Below are 12680 nucleotides of genomic sequence, written 5' to 3' on the forward strand. Positions count from 1 at the left end.
GAAGGGATTGTATAGCCCATGGCGCATAAAGAACAACGCAGCAGGAGCAAACGGAACTATATCCTCATGGGTATAGCCCTGATTGTCCTGCTGGCAGGAGGAGGAATTGTTATCAATCATTATGCCAATGAATCATCCAAAACACTTGAGTTCCAAGGGGAGCCGGTACGTCTGAAGCTGGACCAGTCCTATGATCATTTTGAAGGCTGGGGCACGTCACTTGCCTGGTGGGCCAACGATCTTGGCGGTTGGAAGGATCAGGAAAAGGTTAGTGAAGTGATGGATCTGGTCTTTGACCCGGAGAAAGGGTTAGGTCTGAACATCGTTCGTTACAATATCGGCGGTGAGGAAAATCCGGAGATGAAAGCTCTTCGCCCTGGCGGTGATGTAGCTGGCTTCCAACCTGAGCCTGGAGAGTGGGACTGGGATGCTGATGCAGGTCAGCGGGCTGTATTACAAGGCTCGATAGAGCGTGGCGTGAACATTGCCGAAGCATTCTCCAATTCACCACCTTACTGGATGACGATCAGTGGATCCGTTACCGGGGCTGTGGATGGCAGCAATAATCTGCGTGACGACCAGTATGATGCATTTGCCGATTATCTGACCGAAGTTGTGAAGCATTATCGGGACGAATGGGGGATCACCTTCCGCACACTGAATCCGCTCAATGAACCTTCCTCCGACTGGTGGAAGAAGGGCAATATGCAGGAAGGTAGTCATTTTACGAATGAGAAACAGGCCGAGATTATCAAGAAAGTTGCTGCATCGTTGAAGAGCAAAGGACTGGATGGAACCGTCATTAGTGCCGCGGACGATAACAGCATTGATGAGACGGTGTTTAATTTCAACCTCTATGATCAGGACACGCTGGACGTAATCCAGCAGATCAATACCCACTCCTATAATGGTAGCAAAATGGAAGAGCTGCGCACGCTGGCAGAGCGCCATGGCAAGAAGCTGTGGATGTCCGAGTACGGAACCGGCGGCAGCGAGCCGCACAGTCATGAGGATATGACCTCGGTGCAGGAACTCGCAGAGCGCATCATGTTCGATCTGAAAATCATGCAGCCATCCGCGTGGGTATACTGGCAGGCCGTTGAAGATGAAGGCGCCAATAATAACTGGGGCTTCATTCACGCCAATTTTAACGGAGAAGAGCAGTATGAGATGACCAAACAGTATTACGGCATGGCTCAGTTCACGAAGTTTATTCGTCCCGGCGCGACAATTATTCCAACCGATGATGGTCGCACGTTGGCTACCTATGACGCAGAACGTCAACGACTGGTGCTGGTGATTCGTAATGAATTGTCGGCTGGAACAACGGCGTTTGAACTGGAAGGGTATACGTATGGAAAATCTTCCACCGCGCAGGTCTATCAGACTTCACCGGATCGTAATATGGAACAGCTTGAAGACATTCCGGTGTATGTCAACGGACTTGAAGTGCCTACGGCGGACAATTCCATTACAACGGTTGTACTGGAAGGCGTGACGGTGCAGGGGAACTGATAATTAAGGAAGATAAGTTCAACTACAGATTTACACAGAAAATGGAGAGGACAGAAAAAACCTGAAAAAGCGAAGCGCTCGCCTACAAGCTTTCTGCAAGAAAGCTACATCGGAAGCATACGTTATCCCCGGATTTTCCCTTTAAGAAAAGGGAAAATCCGGGGATAACAGCGATTGGAAGGTTGTTCTGTCATCGAAGTGTGCAGTGTAAATAATTTTTAGTTCAACTTATATAAATAAAGAGAAGGAGGGGATAACTTTGACAGAGAAAGCATCCCTTTTGCTGCAGGAACAGGAGAAGAACATCGCCAGTGCTGAGAACGGTGTTCAATCTGAATTAACATACGATGCACGCAGTTTTTTTCTAAACGGAGAGCGTGTATTTCTGAACAGTGCCACGATCCATTATTTCCGCATGCCGAAGGAGGAATGGCGTGAGGTTCTGCTGAAGGCGAAGTTGGCAGGAATGAACTGCATTGACACCTACTTTGCGTGGAATGTGCATGAACCGGAAGAAGGACAGTGGTCCTTTGAAGGGGACAACGATTGCGGTGCGTTTCTGGATCTGTGCGCAGAACTGGGCATGTGGGTCATCGCACGTCCGGGTCCGTTTATCTGTGCAGAATGGGATTTTGGCGGGTTTCCATACTGGCTTGGTACGAAGGACGGCGTGAAATTCCGGGAAAACAATGAGACGTATCTGCACTATGTGAACCAGTACTTTGACCGGATTGTGCCGATCATTTGGAAACGCCAGCTGTCCGCCGGGGGAACGGTCATTCTGGTTCAGGTGGAGAATGAATACGGGTATCTGATGGATGATGCTGCTGCAAGTGACCATATGAATACGCTGAGAGATGGATTGTTGCAACGTGGCATTGACGCTACGCTGATCACTTGCGTTGGCGGGGCGGAAGGCACGATTGAAGGGGCTAATTTCTGGTCGGGTGCTGACGGGCATTATGAGAAACTTCGAGTCAAACAGCCGGACACCCCGAAGATGGTCACTGAATTCTGGACCGGATGGTTCGAGAACTGGGGAGGGCCTTCGGCCATTCAGAAGACAGCGCCTTTACTGGAGAGACGCATCATGGAGATTCTGCGTGCCGGGTATACCGGAATCAGTCACTACATGTTCTATGGTGGCACGAACTTCGGTGGATATGGCGGCAGAACGATGGGTAGCAGTGATATCTTCATGATTACGTCCTATGACTATGATGCACCCCTGAACGAATATGGACGGGTGACACCAAAATATGCAGTAACCAAGAATTTGTCTTATTTCGTACATGCCTTCGGGGCCCTTCTGATGGAAACAGAGGAAATTCCATCAGAACAGATCGTTGTACGTCATCCTGAAGGCATATCTGTACGAGGCAGACAGGCTAACAACCAGAAGATTTGGTTCCTGGAGAGTCACAAGGATGAACGGGAGACCATGCACATTACGCTGGAGGAAGGCCGGACTCTTCCCGTATCGCTGAATCCAGGACAGATTGTTCCGTTGCTTGATCGAGTACAGATTGCTGAACACGTATACCTGACTGCAGGAACGATGATTACGGGCAATGAAATGATAAATGGAGAATTGACCCTGTTCATCGTAGCTGCTGCCGGGCAGCGTTCTGTTATTGAACTGGAAGCTGACGCATTGAACGTCACGGGCAGCACGGTACAAGTGCTCGTTGAACACGATTCGGCTAGGAACGTACACCGCTTCGACCTGTTCCATTTCCAGGAGCCGGGAATGATCCAACTGGAAGCAAACGGCACACCGATCCGTTTCGTCATTCTGGATCAAGAGACGATGAATCGAACATGGCGATTGGAAGCAACAGATCAGAAGGGACTACGTTATGTGATCGGGTTCGATGACGTGGACGTGTTGCCATCTGGTCAGGTCAAGGGCATGATTACTGATCCGGATCGCACGATTATGCTGCTTGGTGACTGGACAGATGGAGAACGGACGTTAACAGGTCACGAGTTCTTTGACGGTGAGGAGTCTATTGCAGGTATACAGCAGCAGCGCCCATGGACATCACCTAGTGCGCCGACGTTATCTGCTTCTCCTGAGCTGTCTCGTATTACGTTAACTGCGAAGCAACGCTCGGCGAGTGGACAACCGGAAGACTTTTCCCGGTATGGACAAGATTTTGGTTATCTATTGTACGAATGCGATTTCGAGAGTGCAACCGAAGGAATCACCAGTCTCATTTTGCCAGATATTCAGGATACCGCCAGAATTATTGTCAATGGAGTACAACAGGTACTGGTTCGTCAGGTAGGTGCCGCAGGAGTTCAGTTACAAGTAGCCCAAGGGAAGAACACACTTCAGATTCTGGTGCAGCATATGGGCAGATTGAACTTCTCTCCGTATTTGGGTGAGAGCAAAGGTCTGGCTGGTGCTGTGTATCTGGATGGCAAGGTTCAGGATATTCGTCGGGATTGGCATACGGAAAGTGGACTTGTGCATCTCGATGAGGTGAACTCTCTCCAAGGATCGCCACTTCTGAGCAGAAGCTTTATGCTGGATCGTATGGATCGGGCGATGCTGGTGGGTGCCTTGAGTAAAGGTCTTCGTATCAATGGTATCGAAGTTCCGATGGAAGGATATCAGGACTGGTTTGCCTTTCAGACGCTAGACATTTCCCTTTATATCAAGCCAGGAGAAACGAATACACTGGAAATGCCGTATAGCCGCTCTTCGCTAAATCGACTGGAACTGATCACATATCCGAGTCAGGGAGAACTGAAGGATTGGCGTATGGCAGGAACGGACGCCTTACTCCCGGAACATTGGGAGAGCACCGAGACAGGGCAAGAACTGGCTCAACGTAGCGTACAGGGGTCAATCGTGCGTACGGAACAGCCTGGTGTCGCCAAAAGTGGCAATTGGAATGCCAACCCGGTGACCGATACCACAGACGGTGGAGGCTCACGTGCTGCGGTGAGCGAGAAGTCTCAACCCACATCTAAAGCTCTTCAAGCACAAGGCTCGTACGGTCAGCCGGTCTGGTACCGCTGGCGTTTTGCGAAGCCTGCGTTTTCGGGGCTTCATAAAGTGAATCTGATGCTTCGCCTGACCGGGATGAGCAAAGGAACCATTCACCTGAACGGACATCATCTGGGCCGTTACTGGCAGATTGGTCCGCAAGAGGATTACAAGATTCCAGTAGCATGGCTACAGGAAGAGAATGAATTACTTTTGTTCGATGAAGAAGGCAGAACACCAGAACGGGTACGATTCCTGTTGGACGCATTATCCCGTTATCCGTGGGTTGCGGTGGAGTAGAAGCATGGCAGAGATAAATCAACTAGAAATGGAATGGGCTTGAAAATAGCAGCATACAACGCAACATTTCACCTTTTACCACAGTCACACTACCTCATTTTCTTAGTCAAAATAACCCGAGCTTGTGAATCTTTCGGATTCAGTCTTGTGAGTGAATTAGGCTAAGGGAATGGGGAAATTGTGGTGATCAGGTCGGTATAGTGAGCTGAGGTAACACTTGAAGCTCAGTTATTTGTAACCGTTTACATACATAAAAAGTGTTCATCCATGATCTGTGAAGGGAGTGATGCTTCATGTAATTGGAATTTGAACAGGTAGTCGTGAGGTGTTGCTCATCAGTGGCAGTCCCAGGTACGCTTTGTCTTTGGTAATACAGTAAGGTAATCCTCTGTTCATCACTCATGGATAAGGAGATGACCCAATGTTGACGAAGAAGGAAGAGGGAATAGGAATAGGAAAGTCCAAAGGTTTCAAGGCCGGAATGATCCTGCTGTTGGGAACATTACTTCTATTAACAATGTTATTTCCCAATACAGCGAGAGCGGCGACAAGTGTATATACGATATCAGCCTTTACGAACACAAGTGAGTCCAATATGTATATCTACGAATCGTATAATGCGATTCATTATGGTTTGCTGAAAGGGCCAGCCTATACACCTCCGGCCGATCTGATCCGCGATCCCAGCATCATGAAGCACAGCGATGGTCTATATTACGTCGTCTACACCACGAACTGGTCAGGGAATACCATAGGCATCGCCTCCAGCCCGGATAAGGCTAACTGGACATTTGTCCGTAACATTACATTATCCACACCTACCACAATCGCACACACCTGGGCACCGGAATGGTTCAAAGACAGCAACGGCAGTCTGAATATTATCGTGTCCCTCTCCCCAGGCAACTATGAGAATTTCAAACCTTATGTCCTCACAGCCTCAGGCAGCAATCTAGCGTCTACCTCATGGTCTGCACCTACTGAACTGGCAGGCATTGCTCCCAATTATATCGACACTTTTATCGTGAAGACAGGCTCAACCTATCATGCTTTTACCAAAAACGAGACCACCAAATACATTGAATATGCGACAGCCACCTCGCTAGCGGGTCCTTATACCTTTAAAGGTACAGGAGATTGGGCAGGTTGGGGATCTTGGGTGGAAGGCCCGGCGCTCGTTCAGCTGGATAATGGTTCATGGCGAATCTACTTTGACGGCTATGCGACACAAAAATATTATTACAGCGATTCTGCTGACAACTTCCAGACTTGGGGTGCCAAACAAGAAATTGCGGGTCTTACCGGACTGGTCCGGCATATGACCGTATTGAAAGAGTCTGGACAGCCGGGTGATATCCGCAAGTTGGAGTCATTCAACGTGCCGGGCAGCTTCATTCGTCATTACAACTATCAGGCGCGAATTGATGCCAATGTCAGTCCGGCGGAGGATGCACAATTCCGTATCGTTCCCGGGCTGTCGAATGCATCAGGCATTTCATTCGAGTCCATGAATTATCCGGGTTATTTCCTGCGCAATAATAATGGCAACATCACACTCGTGAAAAATGACGGCAGCGCTACGTTCCGAAATGACGCCACGTTCAAACGTGTAAATGGACTTGCTAACGCTAGTTGGACATCGTATACCTCGTTTAGTAATCCGAACCTGTACCTGAGACATTATAATAATGTGCTGAAATTGGAAGCTGTCGTTACCGCACTTGATAAGTCAGACGCGACTTTCCGAGAGGTTGCACAGTAAGAGGTGTTCGTTTTCTAAGTTAAACTATACATTTACACGATAACGGAGAGGTCAGAAATAACTTGAAGAAGCGAAGCGTGCGCGTTTATCCCCGGATTTTCCCCTTTTAAAGAATAATTAAAAATCTGGGGATAACAGCGATCGGAAAGTTGTTCTGACATCGGAGTGCAAGTGTAAATAATAAGGAGTGAAGCGGATGAAGTGGTTAAAACGAATGAGCTCGCTGCTGCTGGCAGGAAGTCTGCTAACAAGCAGTTTAGGTCTGGGCACAGAGATATCTGCTGCGGGAGCCTACACGGCTGTTGCCGATCCATCGAAGCAATATCAGACCATAGAAGGATGGGGAACATCCCTCGCGTGGTGGGGCAAGGTGGTTGGAGAATACTCCAATCGGGATGAGTATGTGGAGAAAATGTTCAACGCAAATACCGGACTGGGGCTGAATATCCTGCGGTACAACATTGGAGGCGGGGATAATCCATCATCTAATGTCCTTGAATATCGCAAAGCCGTTCCTGGTTACCAGCCTTCTCCGGGCGTGTATGACTGGAATGCAGATGCAAACCAACGATATATGCTGCAAGCTGCCAAAGCGCAAGGCGTGAATGTCATCGAAGCTTTTGCGAATTCCGCACCTTACTGGATGACGATTAGTGGCAATGTGTCCGGTTCAGCCAATGGCGGTAACAACCTCAAGCCCGATTACTACGATGATTTTGCCGATTATTTAACCGAGGTTGTGAAGCATTTTCAGGATAACTGGGGGATCACATTTGATAGTGTAACTCCGCTGAATGAACCGATCTCGACGTGGTGGAAGCAGGGCAATGACCAGGAGGGCATGCACTTTGACCGGGCGGATCAGAACACGATTCTGAGTCAGGTACAAGCTTCGCTGAATGCGAAAGGCCTCTCCACGAAGCTGAGCGCACCGGAAGAATATAGTATCGATGATACCAATGTGTCATTCAACAGCTACAGCAATGCGGTGAAATCAGCGCTCACTCAGATCAACACCCATACGTATGGCGGAAACAATCGTACTGCTTTGCGCAACACAGCGACGTCTGCGGGCAAACATCTGTGGACCTCGGAATACGGAGACGGGGATGCAAGCGGACTTACGATGTCACGGACCATCCTCAAGGATATTCGCAATATGGGTGCAAGTGGTTGGGTGTATTGGCAAGCCGTGGATAGTGCAGAAGGATGGGGATTCTTCAAGAACGTGTTGAACAATACACAAACGACCAGCTACACCGTGAACCAAAAATATTATGTCATGGGCAATTACAGCAAATTTATTCGTCCTGGATACAAGATTATCGGCATGAGTGATGCCAATACCCTTGCAGCCTATGATGCAGCTTCCGGCAAAGTTGTGCTGGTCACAACCAATTCGGATTCGACAGATACAACGGTAACCTATGATCTAAGTCGTTTTACTGACACAGGCACGTCTGCTCAAGTATATCGGACCTCTTCAACAGAGAAGTTGCAGCAACTGACCAATATTTCGGTGCAAAACAAAACCTTTACCGCTACGGCCAAGGCCAATTCGGTCACAACCTACGTCATTTCCGGTGCAACTTACAATGGTAGCACAGGATATGAAGCCGGGGCCATCTACAAATTAATCAACCGCAACAGTGGACTTGCACTCGATGTTAACGGTGCTTCTTCTACGGGTGGGGCAACAATCATTCAGTGGAATGATAATGGAGCAGCTAACCAGCAATGGAAGCTGGAGTCGGCAGGTAACGGATATTACAACATCCGCAATGTGGGCAGTGGGCTTTTGTTGGATGTGAATTCGAGTTCTACACAAGGCGGAGCCGCTCTGATTCAGTGGCAGGATAACGGGGGCAACAATCAGCAATGGCTGCCCATTGATGTGGGAGGATATGTGGTACTTGCGAATCGAAACAGTGGCCTGACGGTTGACATCAATCAAGGTTCTCTGACCGCGGGTGCCTCAACCATTCAGTGGGCCGACAATGGCGGAGCCAATCAGCAATGGAGCCTAGTCAAAGTTAATTAGTGTGAGTACGCAAGAATTAACGCTCTTACGTGTCTTTCTTTCTTGGAGGTGCAGTGTTCTAAGCAACACCGCACCCTCTAAGAAAGTAGCTATTTAGACATACATATATTCTATATTCATCCATCCGACTGGTACTTAACGAAAACGGGATAGGGCGAACCTGCTAATATCCTGATCCGTGTGCCCTGTTTGCACCAAATCGGACAGAATTTGCCCAATGGCACTTGCGAACTTGAAGCCATGACCGGAGAAACCGCCTGCCAGCCACACATGTTCATGGGCAGGGTGTCGGTCGATAATAAAATCTTCATCCGAAGTGAATTCATACTTGCACACACTACCACGCTTTAATGCTCCTGCTGCCTGAGGCATATGAAGTTCGAGCAGCCTGCGCAGATCCCCCTCGTCCGTTTTTTCCGTACCAAATGGAGCCATTGTACTTCCTGGTGTCCACACCTGACCCGTATCATGACGACCCATCTTCAGACCTGATCCGTCAATGCTTGGAAATCCATAATATGTACCTTCTTTTCCTGCCAGTGTAAAACCGGGGAAGTGTGCCTCGCCGTATAAGGCTTCTGGTGCATCAAACCATCCAACCGTTTTACGCACTGCCTGAATGGGGAGATCCACGAAAGGTTTCAATGTCTGAAACCAGGCGCCAGCGCTCAGGATGATTTGATTCGCGTGGTATGTCTCACCACATGAAGTCTGAACTGCAACGGAATGTGGTCCGTATTCGATATGCTCCACAAGCGTGTGCGTTAACAAGGTGGCACCGTGAGTCTCGGCTGCTTTGCGGAAGGCACGAATACAGGGTTCACTATACAGATAACCCGCATCAGGCTCATACATGCCCTCGTAATGTTCAGGTATTGTAATACCTGGCCAGCGTTTCATCACCTCGGCTGCGTGCAACGTTTCATAACGAATGCCTGCATCGTCTGCATGGCTCAATCGGTTGTGGAAGGAATGAATCTCCGGATCAACCACATTTATTACACCGGAAGGAACAAACAGTTGGTCTCCGGTCGTTTCCTCCAGCTCGTGCCATAACTTCTGTGCAAGTAATGCCATGGCAATATAGTCAGGCCCACCACTGTACACATGGCGCATCAGTCTGGTATCCCCATGATGACTTCCTTCCGTATGTGGAGGATCAAAGGCATCAATTAATAAAGTTTTGCATCCACTGCGAGATAGATAATATCCTGCACTCATACCCATGGAGCCGGCTCCAACGATAATAACGTCATATGATTGTGTGATAATAGCACGCCCTCTCCTATGTATCCTTTTCTACAGTAATGTCTTAATAGAACATATTAATAGTAAAAGCTTGATGAAGGCAAGTGTAGTAAAATGGACTTCTACAATGAATGTTGCAAAGGAGACCTCGCATGAGTGAACAATTTAGGTTTGATCTATTTCCGTTAATTCAGACAGAACGATTCATCCTCCGGTCAGCAGAGGCTGGAGACAGCCATGATCTGCTCGCGTTATATTCCGATGAATCTGTGGTTCAATATATGCCATTCACTCCCTTTGAATCCGTGGAGGATGCACAGGGTGAGATGAATTGGTATACGAAGATTTTCAAGGAACACACGGGTTTACGCTGGATGATTGAAGACCGTGAAGCTCGTAAAGTGATCGGAACCTGTGGGTTCCTGAACTATGAAGATGTACATAACCGTGCAGAGATTGGATACGACTTGCGTTCCTCTTTTTGGGGCCGCGGTGTGATGACTGAAGTGGCCCGTGCTGTGTTACATTTTGGATTCACAAGCATGCAGCTCAACAAGATCGAAGCGAAGGTTGAACCGGAGAACGAGGCGTCAATTCGCCTGTTACACAAGCTTGGTTTTCAACAGGAAGGTGTACTGCGGCAGCATGAGTTTGAGAAAGGCAGATATATTGACCTTGCGGTGTTCTCTAAGTTACGAAGCGAAATATAGGCAAGCTAGCCCCATAAGGATTCCAATGACTCCATCTCATCCCAAATTCGTAAGGCTTGTCCCTCTGAATGAGCCCGTGCTATATTGGAGAGATGTGAGGAGATGAGGATATGAAGCTGGTGTCCTGGAATGTGAATGGCTTAAGGGCATGTGTGACCAAAGGATTCATGGATTATTATCAGGAGAGTCAGGCGGACATTTTCTGCCTTCAGGAGACCAAATTACAAGCAGGACAGATTGAGATGGACCTGGGGGAAGATGTTTATCAATATTGGAATTATGCGATCAAAAAAGGATATTCCGGTACAGCTGTATTTAGCCGAATCAAGCCTTTATCCGTTCGTTACGGGATGGAGGAGGACAGCGAGCCGGAAGGTCGGATGATTACACTGGAGTATGATCATTTTTATCTGGTGAACGTCTATACACCTAACGCGAAGCGGGATCTGACCCGGCTGCCTTACCGTCTGGAATGGGAGGATCGATTCCGGGGGTACATTCTGCAATTGGAGCAGACCAAGCCGGTTATCGTCTGTGGAGACCTGAATGTGGCTCATCAGGAGATTGATCTGAAGAATCCGAAGCCCAACTTGGGCAACTCGGGATTTACCCTTGAAGAGCGTGGCAAGATGACCGATTTGCTTGCTTCTGGTTATGTGGACAGCTTCCGCCGTATGTATCCGGATCGTACGGATGTATACAGCTGGTGGTCTTATATGCCGAAGGTTAGGGAACGGAACGTGGGCTGGCGCATTGATTATTTTCTCGTATCCAATCAATTGGCACCTAAGGTGGCAGATGCGCATATCGACTGCCATGTGATGGGCAGTGATCATTGCCCGGTAGGTCTTACGTTGCAACTATAGGTAAGGATCATCGTGAGATAGGTTGAGGTAAGAGTTTTAGAATACAAATATAGATGAACTGCAAGTTTCCTGAATGGGAGATTTGCAGTTTTTTTGCGTCACAGGTAGGGGAAGGACACTGGACTTTGGTTGGGGAAAGGACTGGACTCGGGATTGTTTCAATCGCGCTATTTCTTGGGTACGATTGAAGCATACATATATAGATGAACCTTGGGGATAAGGGGTAGAGAAGATGAAGAAGGGGTTACGGAGAGGGTTAAAGGTGCTGGGAGGCATGATGTTTGCCACAGGACTTTTGCTGCTGGCAGGTACAGCGTATGAAGCGTATCAATCCACGCAGGATATGAAGTCCTATCCCCCGCCAGGCAAGTATTATGAAGTGAGTGGTCGCAACATGCACCTCTACACCGCTGGCAAAGGAGAGGTAACCGTGGTGTTTGCCTCAGGCTGGGGGACACCCAATCCGTACGTGGATTTCAGTCCGTTGTATGACAAGTTGAAATCAAAGGTGAAAATTGCGGTATACGATCGGTTTGGCTACGGATACAGTGACTATACGGATGAACCTCGTGATGTCGATACGATCTCGGAAGAGATCCACCAATTGTTGCGAACATCCGGGCAACGTCCACCATACATCATGGTAGGTCACTCTCTGGGTTCGCTGGAGACACTCCGGTTTGCGCAAAGATACCCTGATGAGGTGGCTGGCATGGTCATGATCGATGGAGGCAGTCCTGAATATTACAGTACGGTAGAGATGGATACGCCCGAATGGTATTTTGCTTCAGCTCGATTTCTGGTGAAAACAGGCATTGCGCGTACATTGCTGCATTCGGATCAGATGATGGCAACACTGGTCATTGACCCGGAGTTGGTTTCTGCGCCGATGAAAAAGGCTGCCACCATTTCTACCCTGAAGCATGCATACAATGACAACGTGATGGATGAGATTCGTCATTCCAAGATCAACGCATTACGTGTGCTGGAGAACAAAAAGGAGTTTCCTTTCCCTCTGACGATCCTGACAGCCGGATCAGATCAACCAAGTGAGGGGAGTCGGGCATGGCAGGCAGATCAAGTGAAATTTGCTTCATGGTCCAGACAAGGAACCCAGCAGATTGTCCCTCACGCCGAGCATTACATCCACAACAGTCAACCGGATATTGTCGCTGCCGAGATCATAAAATTAGTGACACCGTCCAGTGACCTATGAGTAACATGATTCCACAAACACATG

At 48.5% G+C, this 12680-nt stretch carries 8 protein-coding genes; 7 read left to right on the top strand and 1 reads right to left on the bottom strand.

The genetic code is table 11. The features are described 5' to 3' along the window. Positions 1–18 precede the first annotated feature (18 nt). From QF049_RS31060 to QF049_RS31075, 4 genes are all read left to right on the top strand, one after another. The gene (locus tag QF049_RS31060) at positions 19–1515 is read left to right on the top strand and encodes a glycoside hydrolase family 30 protein (protein ID WP_307542942.1); all 1497 of its coding nucleotides are present in this window, start codon (positions 19–21) and stop codon (positions 1513–1515) included. Between the two features lie 259 nt (positions 1516–1774). Then, complete coding sequence (locus QF049_RS31065; protein ID WP_307542944.1) at positions 1775–4813, top strand: beta-galactosidase; 3039 nt, start codon at positions 1775–1777, stop codon at positions 4811–4813. Positions 4814–5234: 421 nt separating this feature from the next. After that, positions 5235–6575: a glycoside hydrolase family 43 protein gene (locus QF049_RS31070; RefSeq protein ID WP_307542946.1), complete on the top strand. Its 1341-nt coding sequence runs from the start codon at positions 5235–5237 to the stop codon at positions 6573–6575. A 196-nt stretch (positions 6576–6771) separates the two neighbouring features. After that, positions 6772–8616, top strand: coding sequence for an RICIN domain-containing protein (locus QF049_RS31075; RefSeq protein ID WP_307542948.1), 1845 nt, complete (start codon positions 6772–6774; stop codon positions 8614–8616). 135 nt (positions 8617–8751) lie between these two features. On the opposite strand, the gene solA is transcribed toward QF049_RS31075, so the two are convergent. After that, positions 8752–9885 carry an N-methyl-L-tryptophan oxidase gene (gene solA, locus QF049_RS31080; RefSeq protein ID WP_307543498.1) on the bottom strand — a complete coding sequence of 378 codons (1134 nt, stop codon included), beginning with the start codon at positions 9883–9885 and terminating at the stop codon, positions 8752–8754. A gap of 131 nt (positions 9886–10016) precedes the next feature. Between solA and QF049_RS31085 the strand changes: the two genes are divergently transcribed. The 3 genes from QF049_RS31085 (at position 10017) to QF049_RS31095 (ending at position 12656) form a co-directional block, all read left to right on the top strand. Next, complete coding sequence (locus tag QF049_RS31085) at positions 10017–10574, top strand: GNAT family N-acetyltransferase (RefSeq protein ID WP_307542950.1); 558 nt, start codon at positions 10017–10019, stop codon at positions 10572–10574. A gap of 110 nt (positions 10575–10684) precedes the next feature. Further along, complete coding sequence (locus QF049_RS31090; RefSeq protein ID WP_307542952.1) at positions 10685–11440, top strand: exodeoxyribonuclease III; 756 nt, start codon at positions 10685–10687, stop codon at positions 11438–11440. A 232-nt stretch (positions 11441–11672) separates the two neighbouring features. After that, the gene (locus QF049_RS31095; RefSeq protein WP_307542954.1) at positions 11673–12656 is read left to right on the top strand and encodes an alpha/beta fold hydrolase; all 984 of its coding nucleotides are present in this window, start codon (positions 11673–11675) and stop codon (positions 12654–12656) included. Positions 12657–12680: the final 24 nt, after the last annotated feature.

Source organism: Paenibacillus sp. W4I10 (genome assembly GCF_030816325.1).
In the GTDB taxonomy this organism is placed as follows: Bacteria; Bacillota; Bacilli; order Paenibacillales; family Paenibacillaceae; genus Paenibacillus; species Paenibacillus amylolyticus_B.